The sequence below is a fragment of the Brachyspira hampsonii 30446 genome (assembly GCF_000316195.1).
GTDB lineage: Bacteria > Spirochaetota > Brachyspiria > Brachyspirales > Brachyspiraceae > Brachyspira > Brachyspira hampsonii_C.
This window is the reverse complement of record NZ_JH994111.1, coordinates 1-18,136: the sequence shown is the minus strand read 5'-3', so window position 1 is coordinate 18,136 and position 18,136 is coordinate 1. Positions and strand designations below refer to the sequence as shown.

Annotated in this window: 18 protein-coding genes and 1 riboswitch; of the genes, 12 read left to right on the top strand and 6 right to left on the bottom strand. The window is 27.9% G+C overall.

The features are described from left to right. Positions 1–55: 55 nt before the first annotated feature. The 3 genes from A966_RS04895 to A966_RS04890 form a co-directional block, all read right to left on the bottom strand. Entirely contained in the window at positions 56–346 is a 291-nt protein-coding gene (locus A966_RS04895) for a nucleotidyltransferase domain-containing protein (RefSeq protein WP_008723177.1), read from the bottom strand. A gap of 13 nt (positions 347–359) precedes the next feature. Next, entirely contained in the window at positions 360–569 is a 210-nt protein-coding gene (locus A966_RS13245) for a nucleotidyltransferase substrate binding protein (RefSeq protein ID WP_256093391.1), read from the bottom strand. Positions 570–1,695: 1,126 nt separating this feature from the next. Beyond that, complete coding sequence (locus A966_RS04890; RefSeq protein WP_008723172.1) at positions 1,696–3,051, bottom strand: PhoH family protein; 1,356 nt, start codon at positions 3,049–3,051, stop codon at positions 1,696–1,698. A 209-nt stretch (positions 3,052–3,260) separates the two neighbouring features. Between A966_RS04890 and A966_RS04885 the strand changes: the two genes are divergently transcribed. Then, complete coding sequence (locus A966_RS04885; protein WP_008723169.1) at positions 3,261–3,848, top strand: DapH/DapD/GlmU-related protein; 588 nt, start codon at positions 3,261–3,263, stop codon at positions 3,846–3,848. Between the two features lie 35 nt (positions 3,849–3,883). Next, entirely contained in the window at positions 3,884–4,978 is a 1,095-nt protein-coding gene (locus A966_RS04880) for an alpha/beta hydrolase (RefSeq protein WP_008723167.1), read from the top strand. A 64-nt stretch (positions 4,979–5,042) separates the two neighbouring features. On the opposite strand, the gene A966_RS04875 is transcribed toward A966_RS04880, so the two are convergent. The 3 genes from A966_RS04875 to A966_RS04865 form a co-directional block, all read right to left on the bottom strand. Next, complete coding sequence (locus A966_RS04875) at positions 5,043–5,690, bottom strand: hypothetical protein (RefSeq protein WP_008723164.1); 648 nt, start codon at positions 5,688–5,690, stop codon at positions 5,043–5,045. Continuing rightward, positions 5,687–6,922, bottom strand: a complete 1,236-nt coding sequence (locus A966_RS04870) for an AAA family ATPase (RefSeq protein WP_008723163.1) — start codon at positions 6,920–6,922, stop codon at positions 5,687–5,689. Before A966_RS04870 ends, A966_RS04875 begins: the two co-directional genes overlap by 4 nt. 102 nt (positions 6,923–7,024) lie before the next feature. Then, entirely contained in the window at positions 7,025–7,930 is a 906-nt protein-coding gene (locus tag A966_RS04865; protein WP_008723160.1) for a LysR family transcriptional regulator, read from the bottom strand. A gap of 146 nt (positions 7,931–8,076) precedes the next feature. Between A966_RS04865 and A966_RS13755 the strand changes: the two genes are divergently transcribed. From A966_RS13755 to A966_RS04820, 10 genes are all read left to right on the top strand, one after another. Continuing rightward, a complete protein-coding gene (locus tag A966_RS13755; RefSeq protein WP_232817748.1) occupies positions 8,077–8,400 on the top strand; it encodes an alpha/beta hydrolase family protein in 324 nt (107 codons plus the stop codon). A 246-nt stretch (positions 8,401–8,646) separates the two neighbouring features. Continuing rightward, positions 8,647–9,120 carry an alpha/beta hydrolase gene (locus A966_RS13750; RefSeq protein WP_008723159.1) on the top strand — a complete coding sequence of 158 codons (474 nt, stop codon included), beginning with the start codon at positions 8,647–8,649 and terminating at the stop codon, positions 9,118–9,120. 1,146 nt (positions 9,121–10,266) lie between these two features. Next, a complete protein-coding gene (locus A966_RS04855; RefSeq protein ID WP_008723157.1) occupies positions 10,267–10,719 on the top strand; it encodes a protein-tyrosine phosphatase family protein in 453 nt (150 codons plus the stop codon). A gap of 55 nt (positions 10,720–10,774) precedes the next feature. Continuing rightward, positions 10,775–10,909: riboswitch (FMN riboswitch) on the top strand. Positions 10,910–11,051: 142 nt separating this feature from the next. Further along, positions 11,052–12,161: a bifunctional diaminohydroxyphosphoribosylaminopyrimidine deaminase/5-amino-6-(5-phosphoribosylamino)uracil reductase RibD gene (gene ribD / locus A966_RS04850; protein WP_008723155.1), complete on the top strand. Its 1,110-nt coding sequence runs from the start codon at positions 11,052–11,054 to the stop codon at positions 12,159–12,161. Between the two features lie 115 nt (positions 12,162–12,276). Next, positions 12,277–12,930, top strand: coding sequence for a riboflavin synthase (locus A966_RS04845; RefSeq protein WP_008723153.1), 654 nt, complete (start codon positions 12,277–12,279; stop codon positions 12,928–12,930). Positions 12,931–13,010: 80 nt separating this feature from the next. Further along, positions 13,011–14,210 carry a bifunctional 3,4-dihydroxy-2-butanone-4-phosphate synthase/GTP cyclohydrolase II gene (locus A966_RS04840; protein WP_008723150.1) on the top strand — a complete coding sequence of 400 codons (1,200 nt, stop codon included), beginning with the start codon at positions 13,011–13,013 and terminating at the stop codon, positions 14,208–14,210. 199 nt (positions 14,211–14,409) lie between these two features. After that, positions 14,410–14,979 carry a hypothetical protein gene (locus A966_RS04835; RefSeq protein WP_008723148.1) on the top strand — a complete coding sequence of 190 codons (570 nt, stop codon included), beginning with the start codon at positions 14,410–14,412 and terminating at the stop codon, positions 14,977–14,979. A gap of 54 nt (positions 14,980–15,033) precedes the next feature. Next, entirely contained in the window at positions 15,034–15,903 is an 870-nt protein-coding gene (locus A966_RS04830; RefSeq protein ID WP_039955682.1) for a hypothetical protein, read from the top strand. Positions 15,904–15,962: 59 nt separating this feature from the next. Next, the gene (locus tag A966_RS04825) at positions 15,963–16,841 is read left to right on the top strand and encodes an Rpn family recombination-promoting nuclease/putative transposase (RefSeq protein ID WP_008723144.1); all 879 of its coding nucleotides are present in this window, start codon (positions 15,963–15,965) and stop codon (positions 16,839–16,841) included. A gap of 328 nt (positions 16,842–17,169) precedes the next feature. Beyond that, on the top strand, positions 17,170–18,027 hold the full coding sequence (locus tag A966_RS04820) for a hypothetical protein (RefSeq protein WP_008723141.1): 858 nt from the start codon (positions 17,170–17,172) through the stop codon (positions 18,025–18,027). Positions 18,028–18,136 lie beyond the last annotated feature (109 nt).

Sequence of the window (18,136 nt, the reverse complement as noted above, 5' to 3'; positions counted from 1 at the left end):
ATTCTATTTTAGAATTTTATCCTTAATCCTATCAAGCACTTTTGAAACGAGTATATTATTTTTTATAGATAACTTTTCCATGATTTTTTATATCATTTAATAATTCATCATTTTCAATATTATTATAGGAAATTACATCGAATTTTAAAAGAGTAGGAAGGTCTGATAATTCTTCTTTTAATCTTTCGCAAAAAAGTAAATCAAACTCTCCGACTAAAGCTAAATCTATATCAGAATTATATTTTTCTTTATTAATCGCCCTAGAGCCAAAGAGTATAACTTTTTCTATATTTTTATAAGAACTGCATATATTTCTTATACCTTCTTTTATCTTTTCATCAAGCATTAATATTTATCCTTTAATCATTTATTTTCTCCAAAAAGAAACTATATAATTCATTTAATATTTTCAAATAATCATTCTCTATCTTGATAATAACTTCCTTAAATTTAATAAAATCATAAGTATGTGAAAGCAAATTACGGCTTAGCATCATATCAATAAATTCATCTTGACTTTTAATAATCTTTGCTGCGTATGCTTCTTTAAAAATATTTCTGGGTGATATATTTTCCAGCGAATATTCTCATACATAGTATTTCCAAATAGTTTTTAATTATTAATTATACAATTTAGACTATATTTATCAAGTTTTAAATTTTGTTTCAACCAGCATCTCTAGTATATATTAACTTATTTTTATGTTAAACTCTATTTAGATTTAGAAGTTCTCCCCATCACAAGCTTTAATTTAAATTTAATGTTTTACTTACCGCACGCAGAAAAAATTATAAATATAGATTTTATTTGAAATACAAATCTTATTATATTATAAAATTTCATTATCCGTGCGTAGTTATGATTATAAATTTAATCATAACTTGGGTGGGCGTTAATAAATTGGAGTAAAGTAAAAAGGAAAATAAAATTATAATTTCAGATTAAAATAATAAACCTAGAGGGTGGGGACTAGAATAAAGTAAAAAATTTTATTCTCACTTCCCGCCCTTTAGAATTTATTACTTTATTTTTAATTTTAACTTCATACTGTTTTATTATTTAAATAAGATTTGTTAGCACCCGCCCAAGCGTATTTAAATTTGTAGCCTATACGCCGCACGGTGAACGAAACTAAATATATAAAATTTATCAAAAATACAATTTTCAGTATGTTTAAAAAATAAATTCTGCGTGCGTTAAAGAAGTCCTAAACCTAATCAAAACTTGGGTGGGCTTTAATAAATTAGAGTAAAGTAAAATGGCAAATAAAATTTTAATTTCAGAATTAAATAATAAGCCTAGAGGGTGGGGACTAGAATAAAGTAAAAAATTTTATTCTCACTTCCCGCCCTTTAGAATTTATTACTTTATTTTTAATTTTAACTTCATACTGTTTTATTATTTAATTAGAATTTATTAAAACCCGCCCAAGCGAATTTAAATTTGTAGCCTATACGCCGCACGGTGAACGAAACTAAATATATAAAATTTATCAAAAATACAATTTTCAGTATGTTTAAAAAATAAATTCTGCGTGCGTTTAAAAAGTTATAAACTTAATTACATCTTTGGTGGGTATACTTTTTTAATCAATCAAAAAGTTAATATAAATTTTATTTTAGTTAAAAATAAAAAAGCATAAAGGATTTGATTTACCAATTCCTCTATGCTTTAATTGTTAATGTTAAATAATTTTATAACACATTGGCAGCAAGCTCCGCAAGTTTTGAACGCTCACCTTTTTCAAGCGTAACAGTACCGCTTAATACTTCCGCTTTTGTGCGGTCTATCAAATAAGTAAGACCATTGTTTCTCTCGTCCAAATACGGAGTGTCTATCTGATGAATGTCGCCTGTGAAAACTATTTTTGTACCTTCTCCCGCTCTTGTTATAATAGTTTTTATTTCATGAGGCGTTAGGTTCTGTGCTTCATCTACTATGAAGTATATTTTGTTCAAACTCCTTCCTCTTATATATGCCAAAGGTGAAATGACTATCTTTTCATTTTCAAGCATTTTTTTAATATTTTTACTTTCATCGCTGTCGTCAGAATGAATATGCTGTATAACAGAAAGATTATCAAATAAAGGCTGCATATAAGGATCTAATTTACTGTTAATATCACCGGGAAGAAAACCCAAATCTTTATTAGAAAGTGCAACTACAGGACGAGCTAAAAGTATCTGTCTGTACTCCCTTCTCTTTGCTAAAGCAGCAGCAAGTGCTAAAAGAGTTTTACCAGTACCAGCTTTACCCATTATTGTAACTAAAGGTATATCATTATCAAGTAAAACGTCCAAAGCCATAGCCTGCTCTTCATTTCTAGGCTTTATTCCATAAGCATCTATATTAGTATCAACATGAACTATTGTTTTTGTATCATCTTTATATTTACCTATTACTGCCTCATCTTCTTCTTTTACTCTGTAGCACAAATATGTATTAGGATAAATAGAATGCTCACCTTTTACTGCTATTTCTTTGTTTTCATTAAGCTCTTTTATATAAATGCGTGCATTATCTCCAGATATGCTTTCTATACCTGTAAATAATGATGATAATTTTTCTATCTTGTCAGTATTATAGTCCTGCGTGTCAATACCTAAACTTCTAGCCTTCATTCTCATATTAATATCTTTTGTTATGAGAATTACACGCTGATTTTCGCATTTTATATTATAGGCACATGATAATATTTTATGATCTGGTATATTACCTGCAAATATTTTTTTGAAATCATCTCTCTCTTCATTATTAACATCTATAAATACTTTACTTTTATTATCAAGCAAAGCACCTTTTTTAAAAATATCTTTAGTACCCTGAAGCTCTTCATTTTTCTCTACTATAACATCAAGCTCCCTTATAAACTCCCTTGCATTAAAATTGATTGTATCGCTTCCTTTTTTGAACTTATCAACCTCTTCAAGTACGGTAATAGGTATAACTATATTAGTTTCTTCAAAAGAAAATATTGACTTAAAATCATGAAGTATGACATTAGTATCAAATACGAATACTTTTTTATTAGGTATAAAATTTTCTATCATTATCACAAATCCTTTTTGTTTGTATTTCGCCTACTTATAGTATGATACATAAAAATAAAAAAAGCAAATTCATTTTAATTAAAAGAATATTAAATGTATGCATTAATATTATACTTTTTAGGTATAATAATATATAACACATAATTATTTGATATAATTTAATTTTTCTATAAAATGCAAATAAATCAAAAACATAAGGAAAAACTAAAATGAATATGGAAGAGTTTATTAAATACTGCAAAGAAGGCAATACAATATCAAGCGAGGATAAAGAATTATCACCGCTTTTATATGAATGCTCTCAGAATGCAATAAAAATAACTATGGAAATTAATAATAAATATCATACAACAGATGAGGTAAGAGAATTATTTGAAGAGCTTACAGGCGAAAAAATAGATAAAAGTTTCACATGCTTTCCTCCATTTTATACTGACTTTGGAAAGAATATAAAGATAGGAAAGAATGTATTTTTCAACTGCGGCTGTTCATTTCAGGATAGAGGCGGCATTGTTATAGGAGATAATGTATTTATAGGAATGAATGCCACTATTTCAACACTCAATCATGGAATAGAAGTAGAATACAGAAGCACAACATACCCAAAAAAAGTGGTAATTGGAAATAATGTATGGATAGGTTCAGGAGTACATATACTTTCTGGAGTAACTATAGGAGATAATTCTATAATAGCAGCTGGAGCTTTAGTTAATAAAGATGTACCTTCAAATGTGATAGTAGGAGGAATACCTGCCAAAATCATAAAAGAAATAAACAAATTAAAAATAGCAAATTAAATAAAAAATTAAAATAAATAAAAAAAGGAGAAAACATGAAAAAAACAATATCATCAATTTTATTATTACTAGCATTTATAATTTCTTGTAATAATAACAGCACAGAAAACAATCAAAATAAAGGAGAAAATAATATGGACAGCAGAGTATTTACAGTTTACACAAATATAGAAATGAAAGAAGTGAGATTCAAAAACCGCTACGGTATAGAAATAGTAGGACATTTATATTTGCCTCAAGACTACAGCAATAAAAAAAATCCCGCATTGGTAGTTTCTGGACCATTCGGAGCAGTTAAGGAACAGTCATCAGGTTTATATGCACAGGAAATGGCTAGCAATGGTTTTGTAGCATTAGCTTTTGATCCGTCTTTTACTGGTGAAAGCGGCGGAGAGGTTAGAAATAATGCTTCACCTGATATATTCACAGAAGATTATAGTGCTGCTGTAGATTATTTAGGTTTGCTTGATTATGTAGATAGGAATCGCATTGGGGCAATAGGTATATGCGGGCTTTCTGGTATGGCTATAACTGCTGCTGGTACTGATACTAGAATTAAAGCCGTAGCAACTGCTTCAATGTATGACATGTCAAGAGATATGAGCAAAGGACATCAGGATTATTATACAAAAGAGCAGAGAAGAAAAATAAGAGAGTATTTAAGCGAGCAGCGTTGGAAAGATGCTGAAAATGGAAATTATGCTTTAGGTAATCATGAGCCTACTTTTGATGAAAATAATAATATACAGGCTTCTGCAATGGTTGTACCTGAAGAGCTTCCAGAGAATGCTGATCCTGTATTTGCTGCCTTTTACAACTATTATGCAAAAAGAGCTTATCACCCTCGTGCTATAAACTTCGTTACTTCTTGGACTGCTACTATGCCTTTTTCTTTCTGGAGCTTTAATTTGATGGATAATCTTGGGGATTTGGATACTACTCCTGTACTTTTAATAGCAGGCGACAGAGCACATTCAAGATATTATTCTGAAGATGTTTATAATGAAATATTAGGAAACAATAAAGAATTAGTAATAATAGAAGATGCAGATCATGTTTCATTATACGATGACATGTCAAAAATACCTTTTGAAAAAATAACACAGTTCTTCAATGACAATCTAAAATAATATAAATCTAATCATTAATTAATAAAACTCTCAGGTATTAATTTGCTTGGGAGTTTTTTAAAAGTTAACTATTTTTATTAATTTCAAGTTCTTCCAAATATTTAAAAGCATAAGGAAAATCTGAATAGCTTTTAGTATGTATATCTGAATAATTATCTATTGATGAAGGTACTTTTTGATTATGTTTGTTTAAATATTTATTTACAGCATTATCATGATTATTTTGAAATACTTTATCCCAATGTTTAAATACATCATCTCTAATTATTTGTTTATCTGTTGTTTTATCATAATAATATTCAAGCCAGCTTTCCAATGCCTGATAATTAAGTATAAATATACTAGAATTAATATTGCCGTATAATTGCAGACACTTATTAAATTTTTTTCTTAAATCTTCTATATGGTTAAGTTCAGCATTATCACAGTCAGTTATAAACACAATTATTTTTCCCAAACCATATTCATTCATAGTTGAAGTTCTATTTGTTATAAAATCTACTATTTTATTTATTTCTTTATTTTTTTGTACATCATCTTTAATATTTGAACTTAATTGATGTGTTTGAGCATTACCATTATATTTAATTTTATCATTAAGTTTTTCATTTATATATTTTTTTAAATATTCAAATTCGGTTTCTCCGGGCGAAAAACAATATAAATAATATTTTTTGTTATTTAAAGTATTTAGTGTTTGTTTATTCCTCATTTATTTATATCCTCATCAATAAAAAACTTTGAAGGAACTTCAAATAATCGGGAGTTGTATTTTGCTTTTAGGCTGTTTCTTTTATATTCTTTTTCTAAATCTTCTCTTTTTAAATCTTCAAAGTCGGAAGCACAGTATAATTCGCTTTTATTATCTTCTTTGTTTAGAAACCAATAATGATTTAACAATGTATTTTTAAGGCTCATTAAATTTGTATCATGAGTTGATAATATTAATTGAACTGTAGGATTATCCAAATCTTCAAACATATTTTTTTGAAACAAACTTATAACAAGCTCTAAAAGTTCAGACTGCACACCTTGAAATTCATCTAATACAGATAAATTTCCATTTATTAAAGATTTTAATATAGATACTAAATTATTTGCATAAATTTTAGTTCCATCAGATTCTATTTTTTTAAAATCATCTTCATAATTTTCATGTATAGATGTTAATTTATATTTATTTCTATTTATAAAATCTTCAAATATATCATTATCTTTTTTATTTTTTATAATTTTTATATCATCTATACCAACATCAGCAAGAGAGATAAGTTTTTTATATATATTCCAAGTCTTAGATTTTCTTAATGAAGAATATATATTATCAATTTCAAAAAATAATATTTGCCATAATTTTGTATTGTCTAAATAAATAGAAAAATTTTTTACAAATATTTTTCTGTGTTTATTCACTTTTTTTTTATAATCGTCAACACTATAACAATGAGATATGACGGTAATTTGTGTTGGTATACCTTTAATATTGATAAAAAAGTCATTTCCATCTACTATATTACTATTATTTCTTTCAAAAACTATATTATTATTTTCTTTTAACAATTCATATTCTATTTTTTTATTTTTATTATCTAATATTATTTTATAGAAAAATAAAATATTATTATAATAAAATTCTAATGTGAATTCTGTATTTTTATCTTTACCATAAATCATATTTGGAATAAATAATTCTTCATAATTTGAAGGTAAATGATTTATATTAATATTAGTTAAATATTGAATAGCCTTTAACAAATTAGATTTTCCGCTTCCATTATGTCCGTATAGTATGCATAGTTTTGATATATAATCATCATTTATTTTATATACAAAAGGATTATTTTCAATTTCTTCTCTGTTCTTGTCATTAACTTCTATACGCATATCAAGAGTAACTTCATCATAAAATGATTTATAGTTCTTTGCACTAAAACTTACAAGCATTTATTTTCTCACTTTACTATAAAAAATTATTATATAATTCGGAATAAAAAATATTTCTATATAATAAATTTTATCATATATATAAATTAAGTCTAGTATTTTTTAATTATCAATTATATTACAAAAACTTTTATTCATTCTTTCCAAAAATATTTTTGAAGCCCTTGAGAACTCCTGATTTTTCTTCCATACAACATTAAGCCCAGATTCTAATTTAGGCTTTAAAGGCAAGAAACATATATCTTTATTATTAATATTATCTATGAGCCTATCCAAAGCAAAAGCATACCCCATACCTTCGCGTACCATAATCAATGCATTGTAAATAAGATTATAAGTAGCCGCTATCTCCAAACCGCTGAAACTTCCTCCCAACCATTTTAAAAAATCATTATTCTGCATATCATTCTGAATAGTCTGTCTTGATACTATTAAAGGAATATTGAGAATATCTTTTTTTAATATATACTTTTTTTGTGCGAGCTTTGAATCTCTTCTCATAATAAGACCCCAAGTATCTTTGGCAGGCATTTTTAAATAATCATACTTTGATAAATCGGCTGGATCTATCAACACCCCAAAATCTAATAGTCCTTTATCTAGCTTCTCTGTAATATCTTCAGAGTTTCCGCTGTAAATATTATATCTTATATGCGGATAGTCTTTTTGCATATCCCGCATAATAGAGGCAAGCAATGCAATAGCCCAAGTTTCACCTGCTCCTATAAATATATCGCCTGCTATTAATTCATCAGTAAAATTGAACTCAGCCCTTGTTTTATCTATCATATTTAATATTTCTTCTGCTCTTTTTTTAAGTAAAATACCCTCTGGAGTAAGCTCTATATTATTATGTTTCCTTTCAAATAATTTATGCCCTATATCTCTTTCTAGCATGTTTATCTGACGCGATAAATTAGGCTGTGTTAAATTAAGATATTTTGCCGCCTTTGTAATGTTTCCCTCTCTTACTGTAGTTAAAAAATATTTTAAAGCTCTTATCTCCATATATTTAAATCTCCTTTATTTATTATAATACAGAATTATTAGTTTTTAATCAATACCTAAAAAGTATATATATTCATAATCAATAAATATTTACTATAGTTTATTAATTATTATATTCTATAAATAACTAAAAGGAGGATATTATAATGTTTAAAAATTTTTTAAAAAGAGCTTTATTATTTTCAGCATATATGCTTTTTCCTATAGGAAGTATTATGGCACAGAACAATACATTACAATGGGATAAAACTTTCAAAAAGAGCGATAAAGTAAATGTTAAAAAAGTATCATTTTATAATAGACTAGGTATAAATATAGCTGCTGACTTATACACACCTATAGATATTAATACCAATAAAAAATATAAGGCATTAGTTATAGGAGGTCCCTACGGTGCAGTAAAAGAACAGGCTTGCAGGAGTATATGCTCAGGCTATGGCAGAGAGAGGCTTTGTTGCTATAGCATTTGATGCATCATACAACGGAGAAAGCGGAGGCTCTCCTCATTATACAGCTTCACCAGAGGCATTTGCATAAGATTTCAGTGCTGCAGTAGATTTTATAGGTTCATTAAGCTATGTTGACAGAGACGAAATAGGAGCTATAGGAGTATGCGGAAGCGGAAGTTTTGTTTTAAGTGCAGCTAAAATTGACAGCCGAATAAAAGCAATAGTTGTGGCTAGTATGTATGATATGGGAAGATAGCCAGAAACGGAATGTATGATTCTTTAACTGATGAAGAGAGAAAAAAAATGATTGAAGCAGCTTCCATGCAAAGATGGAATGAATATCAGGGCGGAGAAAAACAATTTCAAATAGGTACTCCTGAAACTATAGATGAAAATGCCCCAGATATAGTAAAAGAGTTCTACAGTTATTATCGTACAAAAAGAGGTTTTCACCCTCGTGCCACAACTGCCATGTCTGTTATAAGCAGTATTAGCTTGATGAATTATTATCCTTTAGAAAATATCGATATTATATCTCCAAGACCTATACTCTTTATAGCAGGTGAAAAAGCTCATTCAAGATATTTCAGCGAAGATGCATATCAAAAAGCTAAAGAACCAAAAGAGTTAATAATAATACCTAATGCTAATCATGTTGATCTATATGACAGAACAGATTTAATACCTTTTGATAAATTAAGCGAATTCTTTAATAATAGTATGACAAATAAAAATTCATGAATAATAAATATATAAAAGTGGAAGTTAGAATATTTTTAATTTTTTTGCTTTATTCTAATTCCCACCCTCTAGGCTTATTGTTTAATTATGATATTTAGATTTTATTTGCCTTTATATTTTATTCTAATTTATTAACTCCCACCAAAGTTTTGATTAGGTTTTGAATTTTTACAACGCACGCAAAATTTTATTTTAAAACATAATTAAAATTGTATTGTTAATAGATTTATATTTAAGAATTTCGTTTACCGTGCAGTGAATAGATAATAAATTTAAATACGCTTGGGTGGGTGCTAATATATGTAAATTAAATAACAAAATAATACAAAGCTAAAATTCAAAGTGAAGTAATAATTTCTAAAGGGTGGGGAGCGAGAAAAAGTTTTTAAATTTTTTGACTTATTCTAATTCCCACCCTCAAGATTTTATAATCTTATTTTGCATTATAAATTATTTGATATTTTTTGTTTAAATTATAAATAAAAACACCCACCCAAATCTTTTTTTATTTGTTATGCAATTACCGCACGATTAAATAATTTTTAGTTCAAAGCAATAACATATAATATAAATATATTTATACTATATGTTTTTTTATCGTGCGTTATAGATTGTTAATGCATCATTTAACTATATAAATTTTTATATTCTAGAATAATAGACCTGTTGCAATTTTATATTTTTATACAGTTATGATTAAAAATACATAATATAAATTTTATTTATAGTAGTTTTATATATTATTTTTTGTTTTAAATGTAATATAATTTTATACAAATAAGATATAAAAATGCAGTCTTTCGCCGTAGGCGGGCTTTGCCTGCTTCTCGCCTGCCGAAGGCACGCACAGCGAGGCGTACTTCGTATGTGCCACACCGAAGGCGGACAGCGTCACAAAAGAAGTGGGGTTTGGCACGACTGTGTGCTTCGCAGCAAAGCCCCAATTATTAAAACTATAAATATTATTTTTAAATTTATTATATAATAATATCAATATATGTATGTACAAAATTACAACAGGTCTAATGGAATAATTAGTAACAAATATTAATTTGATTATTATTTTTTATATTTAATAATATGTAAAACAAAATTGACAATTTAAATTATTTAATTATAATGTAAATCTTATTGGAGTTTTTTATTATGAAGCAAATATACAAAAATTTATATGTAGGAAATGACAGAGACTGTTCTGAGTTTAAAGGAGCTATAGTTCATGCTTGCCAAAGCTGTTTTGTAAGAGGTGTGAGGGGAAATATAGGCGATAAAAAAGTTTATCAGAGTAATAATAATTTATATTTAAATTTACTTGATATAAGCAGTTTATCTTTTGAATATGCTTTTCCTATGATAAAAAGATCTATGGAGTTTATAGATGAACATATAAATGATATGGAAGTGTTAGTTCATTGTAATTTTGGCATGTCCAGATCTCCGTCTATAGCACTTCTTTATATGGCGAGAAAAGGCTATATTGATAATACTTCATTTAAAGATGCTTTAAAAGATTTTCATGAGATATATACTTATTATTCGCCAGGAATGGGAATGTATAGATATTTTGATAATTATTGGTACGAAATAATGAGTTTTTAGTATTATAGTGAAATAACTTGACAACAGAAAATATTTGTATTATAATATTAGTATAATAAATCTTCGGGGCTAGGTGAAATTCCATACCGGCGGTAAAGTCCGCGAGCTTTTTTGATGTTTCTTATTCAAAATGGCAGATTTGGTGCAATTCCAAAACCGACAGTTAAAGTCTGGATGGTAGAAGATAAAATTAATGTAAACTACTACATAAAATGATGGCTCTAACTGTTATTTTTAACATTTAGAGTTTTTTTGTTTACAAGTCAAAAATCCGCCAAAATAAAACCCAAAGATTAAAAATAAAAAATTATTTTTTTAAGAGTATTAGCATTATGCAGCAAAATATGCATGAAAAATATATGAGAATGGCTATTGAAGAAGCAAAAAAAGGAGAAGGTTTTACTAGTCCTAATCCTTTGGTTGGTGCTGTAATAGTGAAAGATGATAAAGTTATAGGCATAGGTTATCATCAAAAATACGGTGAAAATCATGCTGAAATTAATGCCTTTCTTGATGCACAAAAAAAAGGAGAAGATGTCGAAGGAGCTGCTATATATGTAACTTTAGAGCCTTGTTCTCATTATGGTAAAACTCCTCCTTGTGCTGATGCTATTATAAAAAATAAAATAAAAAAAGTTATTATAGGCTGTGTGGATTCTAATCCTAAAGTTGCAGGTAACGGAATAAAAAAATTAAAAGATGCTGGAATTGAGGTGATAGTTAATGTACTTGAAGAAGAGTGCATAAAATTAAATGAAGTTTTTTTCTATTATATAGCAAATAAAAGACCTTTTGTTGTGATGAAATATGCTATGACTATTGACGGCAAAATTGCAACAGTAAGCGGAAAGTCAAAATGGATAACTTCTGAAAAAGCAAGAGAGCATTCTCATAGATTTAGAAATAAATACTCTGCCATAATGGTTGGAATAAATACTGTAATAGAAGATAATCCTACACTTAATTGCAGACTTCCAAATACTAGAAACCCTATAAGAATAATTTTAGATAGTTCTTTAAAAATAGATTTGGACTCTAATATTTGTAAAACTGCAAAAGAAATAAAAACTTTTATAGCTACTATTAGCAATGATGACAGTAAAATAAAAGAGCTTGAAAGTTTGGGAATAGAGATAATAAAAACAGAAAGTGATAATGGAAGAGTAGATTTAAAAGAATTAATGAAGATATTAGGCGAAGAGAAAAATATTGATAGTGTGTATGTAGAGGGCGGTGCTTCTTTGCATGCTAGTTTGATAGAGGAAAGGCTAGTAAATAAGGTTTTAGTTTATATAGCACCAAAAATATTTGGAGGCGTTAAAGCAAAAAGCCCTATAGGCGGCGAAGGTATAGATGACCCTAATAATGCTTTTAAACTTATAGGCGGAGATATAACAAAAATAGATGAGGATTTATTTTTGGAATACTATTTAAATTATTAATTTATAGATAAAATATATTAGCTTTACATATAATTAATTTTACACTTGCACTTTTTGGTACTTTTGGCGAAGGCGGGAAAAAGTACAAAATTATTTAAGAGAGAAAATATTAAAAATGTTTACTGGTATAGTTGAAGAAATAGGAATTGTTAAATCGGTACAGAGCAAAGTTATTACGATAGAAGCAAAAAAGATATTTGATGATTTGCATTTAGGTGATAGTGTTGCTGTTAATGGTACTTGTTTAACTGTGTCTAGTTTTGATAATAAGATATTCAATGCTGATGTTACTCAGGAGACTTTGAACCGTACTAATTTGGGAAGTTTAAAAAACGGAAGCAGAGTTAATCTTGAAAGAGCAATGACTTTAAGCGGAAGATTCGGTGGTCATATAGTAAGCGGGCATATTGACGGAGTGGGAAGCATTAAGTCTATGAAAAAAGATGATAATGCTATTATACTTACTATTGAAGTGCCTAGACATTTAATGAAGTATATAGTAGAGAAAGGCTCTGTTGCTGTTGATGGTATAAGTTTGACAGTGGCAAGTTTAACTGATAACACTTTTTCTATAGCTGTTATTCCTCATACATTAAAGGAAACTGTACTCTATTATAAAAAAGAGGGTGATAAAGTTAATATAGAAAATGATGTTATAGGCAAGTATGTTGAAAGGCTTTTAACATTTAAAGAAGATAATAAAGAAAACAATGATAATAGTAAAAAATCCAATATCACAATGGAGTTTTTACTTAAGAACGGATTTTAATAATTTTTGAACTTTTTGCAGTTTTTTACAGTTTATTATTAGGAAAAAGCTGAATAAAAAAATTAAATGGAGCATTAAAAATGGAAAACATTTACAGCACTATTGATGAGGCTTTAGAGGATTTAAGAAACGGAAAAATAATAGTTGTTTCCGATGACGAAGATAGAGAAAATGAGGGTGATTTAATCTGTGCAGCTGAGTTTGCTACTACAGAGAATATTAACTTCATGGCTACTTATGCTAAAGGCTTAATATGTATGCCTATGAGCAAAGAAATTACAAACAAACTTAATTTAAATCAAATGGTTACAAAAAATACTGACAATCATGAAACTGCTTTTACAGTATCTATAGATCATGTTGACACTACAACAGGTATTTCCGCAGTAGAAAGATCCATTACAGCTTTAAAAGTAGTTGATGAAAAATCTAAACCAGAAGATTTCAGACGCCCAGGTCATATGTTTCCATTGCTTGCAAAAGACGGTGGAGTGCTTGTAAGAATGGGACATACTGAGGCTACTGTTGATTTGATGAGACTTGCAGGACTTAAAGAATGCGGTTTATGCTGCGAGATTATGAGAGATGACGGCGATATGATGAGAAGAGATGATTTGATTGATTTCGCTAAAAAACATAATCTTAAAATGATAACAGTTTCTGATTTGATAGACTACAGAAAAAAGAATGAAGACTTGATGGAGCTTTATGCTAAGGCTAAAATGCCTACTAAATACGGAGAGTTTGAAATACTTACTTTTGTAAATAAAATAACAAAAGAACATCATGTAGTTTTAACTATGGGAGACATTTCAAGCGGCGAGGATGTGCTTTGCAGAGTACATTCTGAATGTTTGACAGGCGATGCATTAGGTTCAAAAAGATGCGATTGCGGAGAGCAGTATGATTATGCTATGAGAAAAATTGCTTCTGAAGGCAGAGGTATAATGGTATATATGCGTCAGGAAGGCAGAGGAATAGGACTTGTTAATAAATTAAGAGCTTATGAGCTTCAAGACAGCGGACTTGATACAGTGGATGCTAATATAGCTTTGGGTTTTAGAGATGATATGCGTGAATATTATGAGGCTTATCAAATGCTTAAAAAATTGGGTGTTAAGAGCATAAAAATTATGACTAATAATCCAGACAAAATAAAGTATTTGAATAATTACGGACTTGAAATAAAAGACAGAGTGCCTATACAAATAGAGGCTTCAGAGTATGATGCATTTTATTTAAAGACAAAGAAAGAAAGAATGGGACACATACTAGATTAATAATTTCAAATAAAAAAGCGAACCGAAGCCAGCAAATAAATTTATTTATTTGCTAATTATCGGCGAGGTGAGCATAGCAGTAATAGAACAAGTTTTTTATATTGAAAGGTTTTTATATGTTTTATATAAAAAATATTTTATAATATTGTTAATTTAATAATATTATTAGTAATAAAATTTTTATTATGAGGAAAATATTATGGTAGAATTATTAAGTTTATTTATACAGCAGTTAAATTCTAGTGTCATTATTTTAGTAATAATCTTAATATTCATTATATTTTTAACTTATAAATTAGGAAAATGGTCAGAAAAATTTAGTAATCAAGATAATAAATTATCAAAAATAGATGATATATCAGATAGACTTATAAAGGTGGAAACTAAAATCGATTTAATTTATCAGCATACAAATAAAAATTCTCCTATAATGTCTAATAGCCCTATTTCTTTAACTGATGTAGGACAAAAAATAAGTAAAGACATGAATGCTAATGAAATATTAAAAAAATATTTAGATAAATTAGAAAATGACACTTCTTTAAAAGATTGTAATTCTGCTTATGACATACAAAAAAATTCTATGGATTTAGCAAAGAACAAATTAATAGAATACCTAAATGAAGAAGAATTATTAAAAGTGAAAAATCAAGCATATAATTATGGAATTTTAGTTGAAGATATCATGTCTATATTTGGCATTTTACTTAGAAATTATATTTTAGATAAAAGAGGCATGTCAATACATGATATAGATAAAGGTATATAATTATATTTTTTTATAATAGAATATTAAAAAATTAAAAAGGATAGTTATATTATGATAAAAAAAATTATTTTATTTCTTTTAAGCATTAATTTATTATGGGCATTTCCGCCTAGCGAAGCGTATTTTTCTGAACTTTTAAGCGATGATGGTAAAGTAACAAAAAATACACTTAAAGCCTATAATGTAGAAAGTGGTGGTATAGTTTATTTTGATGGAGAGATTACATTAACAGGAGTTCTTGAAAGAGCTGATAATGAAGATATGGGAGATAATTATACTGCTTTAAGATTTTATCCTGATAATAATGTAAATCTTCCTTTTTTATATGCTTCATCTGAAATGTATTTGGAAAATCAAGGTGCTTCTAAATATGGTGATTCTTGGGATTTTAGCGGCGTTGAATTTGACAGATTGGAATTCGGTGTTTTATTAGAAAATATTGAAGTAAAATTACCAGAACCTTTAAATAAAAGATTTTTAGGCGTTGCTGCTGTAAGAGCTGAAGTTACAATTAGAAATTATCGTTTTTATGGAGAAGGTGAAGCATCTAGAGAGGCTTACGGTGATATTGTAGGTTTTAAGGCTTTAGGTGATGTAGAAACAGAGTATTTTAGTAAAGATAATTATAATGACGGAAATGTTTATTACAACGAACTTCAATATAATTCTAAAGATGATTATGTGAATATAAGAGATAAAGCAAATGGAAAAATAATAGGTAAGATTTTGAAAAATGATATGATTTATAATGGGGGAGTTTTATTATCTATCAATGGAGCAGGTATTGATTATATGAATTATGAAAATTTTGAAAAAAATTGGTATGAGGTATTTTATCTTCCTCCAGTGGTTGGAAACGGAAAAAATGCAATTCATGGCTTTGTGCATGGTTCTCAGGTAAAACTTGAAAACGGAGGCTATTAAAAGAGCATAGCAATAATAATTTTGACAATTTATATTAATTTTATTATAATGTTTGTATGATGGATAATAATTACAGAAGCATAAAATATTTTAATACATTGAACGATTATTTTGTGAGATATCTTTTCTCTGATAAAGGAAGCGAGGCAATATTACTTGATTTTATTAATTCAACAATGCTTGATGCTGGCATGAAGACTTTTAGGTCTGTAGAAATACTTACGCCATTTAACTATAAGGAGAACTATGAAGATAAAGAAACAATTGCAGATGTTAAGTGTATAACTCAAAATGGTTCAGTTGTTATAATAGAGATTCAGCTTCAAGGCAATTCAAGATTTCCAGAACGCATACTTTATTATTGGGCTTCTAATTACAGTAAACTTTTAAAGCAAGGCGAAAAATACGATGCACTAACTCCTGTAATAAGTATTAATCTTCTTAATTTCAATTTAGATGACAGTAATAATATACATTCCTGTTACATGATTTATGATACGGTTAATCAAAGATTACTAACTGATCATTTACAAATACATATAATTGAGCTAAAGAAATTTAATAACAATTTATTAAAACCAGATTTAAATTGCTGGCTAAAATTCTTTACAATGAAAGAGAATGAGGAGGTTATAATGTCAGAATTAGTAAAAGAAAAACCTGTAATGGAAGAGGTACAGAGACGATACAATAATTTCATTAAAGATAGGCTAATGATGAATGAATACGATAAGAGGCAGGCTTATTTATATGGTAATCAGATAATGCTTGAAGAAGAGAGAAGACTAGGAATTGAAGAGGGTATTAAACAAGGTATGGAAAAAGGTAAAAAAGAACAGCAGATATATATAGCTAGAAATTTGAAAAAAGCTGGTATAGATATAAAAATAATTAGTGAAAATACAGGTTTGAGTATAGAGGAAGTAGAGAAATTGTAAATGTATAAATGTTATATATTTATTAGTTAATTTTTTATACTGTGGTGAGCATAGCAACAAAATAAAAAATTACGAGCCTTTGAAGACTATATAAACTAAATAAAAAAGTGAGCTGAATCTAGCTAGTGAGTTTACTCGCTAGATTATTTAAGGCGGATTCACATTGCTTCGTAATGTGGACTTCGTCGCGAGCATAGTAACAGAATAAAAAATTACGAGCCTTTGAATATTATATAAACTAAATAAAAAACTTGTGAGTGTCTGCCATTTGTCAAAATGGCAGGGCTTAGTAACGAACAAGTTTTTTATATATAATAGGAGTTATTCAATGAAAAAAATTATTTTATTTCTTTTAAGTATTAATTTTTTATGGGCATCTCCGCCTACTGAAGCGTATTTTTCTGAACTTTTAAGTGATAATGGTAAAGTGACAAAAAATACACTTAAAGCCTATAATGTAGAAAGTGGTGGTATAGTTTATTTTGATGGAGAGATTACATTAACAGGAGTTCTTGAAAGAGCTGATAATTCTGATATTGATATTATTTATAGTGCTTTAAGATTTTATCCTGATAATAATGTAAATCTTCCTTTTTTATTTGCTTCATTTGAAATGGATTTGAAAAATCAAGGTGCTTCTAAATATGGTGATTCTTTGGATTTTAGCGGTGTTGAATTTGACAGATTGGAATTCGGTGTTTTATTAAAAAATATTGAAGTAAAATTACCAGAACCTTTAAATAAAAGATTTTTAGGTGCTTCTGCGGTAAGAGCTGAAGTAACAATTAGAAATTATCGTTTTTACGGAGAAGGTGAAGCAGGAAGAGAGGCTTACGGTGATATTGTAGGTTTTAAGGCTTTAGGTGATGTAGAAACAGAGTATTTTACTAAAAATAATTATAATGCAGGAGATGCTTATTACAGCAAACTTGAATATAATTCCAAAGACGATTATGTGAATATAAGAGATAAAGCAAATGGAAAAATAATAGGAAAGATTTTGAAAAACGATATGATTAATAATGGAGGTCTTTTATTAGCTATTGATAATTATTATTATTATGAAATAGATGATAAAGGTTGGTGTGAAGTATATTATATGCCTCCGAATGCTAAAGATGGAAAAGATGCGATTCATGGCTTTGTGCATGGTTCACAGATAAAACTTGAAAACGGAGGCTATTAAAAGATCATAGCAATAATAATATAATAATTTTGACAATTTATATTAATCTTATTATAATGTTTGTATGATGGATAATAACTACAGAAGCATAAAATACTTTAATACATTG

Coding starts and splice junctions, on each gene's coding strand:
- A966_RS04895 (WP_008723177.1), bottom strand. CDS start 346: ATGCTTGATGAAAAGATAAAAGAAGGTATAAGAAATATATGCAGTTCT.
- A966_RS04890 (WP_008723172.1), bottom strand. CDS start 3,051: ATGATAGAAAATTTTATACCTAATAAAAAAGTATTCGTATTTGATACT.
- A966_RS04885 (WP_008723169.1), top strand. CDS start 3,261: ATGAATATGGAAGAGTTTATTAAATACTGCAAAGAAGGCAATACAATA.
- A966_RS04880 (WP_008723167.1), top strand. CDS start 3,884: ATGAAAAAAACAATATCATCAATTTTATTATTACTAGCATTTATAATT.
- A966_RS04875 (WP_008723164.1), bottom strand. CDS start 5,690: ATGAGGAATAAACAAACACTAAATACTTTAAATAACAAAAAATATTAT.
- A966_RS04870 (WP_008723163.1), bottom strand. CDS start 6,922: ATGCTTGTAAGTTTTAGTGCAAAGAACTATAAATCATTTTATGATGAA.
- A966_RS04865 (WP_008723160.1), bottom strand. CDS start 7,930: ATGGAGATAAGAGCTTTAAAATATTTTTTAACTACAGTAAGAGAGGGA.
- A966_RS13755 (WP_232817748.1), top strand. CDS start 8,077: ATGTTTAAAAATTTTTTAAAAAGAGCTTTATTATTTTCAGCATATATG.
- A966_RS13750 (WP_008723159.1), top strand. CDS start 8,647: ATGTATGATTCTTTAACTGATGAAGAGAGAAAAAAAATGATTGAAGCA.
- A966_RS04855 (WP_008723157.1), top strand. CDS start 10,267: ATGAAGCAAATATACAAAAATTTATATGTAGGAAATGACAGAGACTGT.
- ribD (WP_008723155.1), top strand. CDS start 11,052: ATGCAGCAAAATATGCATGAAAAATATATGAGAATGGCTATTGAAGAA.
- A966_RS04845 (WP_008723153.1), top strand. CDS start 12,277: ATGTTTACTGGTATAGTTGAAGAAATAGGAATTGTTAAATCGGTACAG.
- A966_RS04840 (WP_008723150.1), top strand. CDS start 13,011: ATGGAAAACATTTACAGCACTATTGATGAGGCTTTAGAGGATTTAAGA.
- A966_RS04835 (WP_008723148.1), top strand. CDS start 14,410: ATGGTAGAATTATTAAGTTTATTTATACAGCAGTTAAATTCTAGTGTC.
- A966_RS04825 (WP_008723144.1), top strand. CDS start 15,963: ATGGATAATAATTACAGAAGCATAAAATATTTTAATACATTGAACGAT.
- A966_RS04820 (WP_008723141.1), top strand. CDS start 17,170: ATGAAAAAAATTATTTTATTTCTTTTAAGTATTAATTTTTTATGGGCA.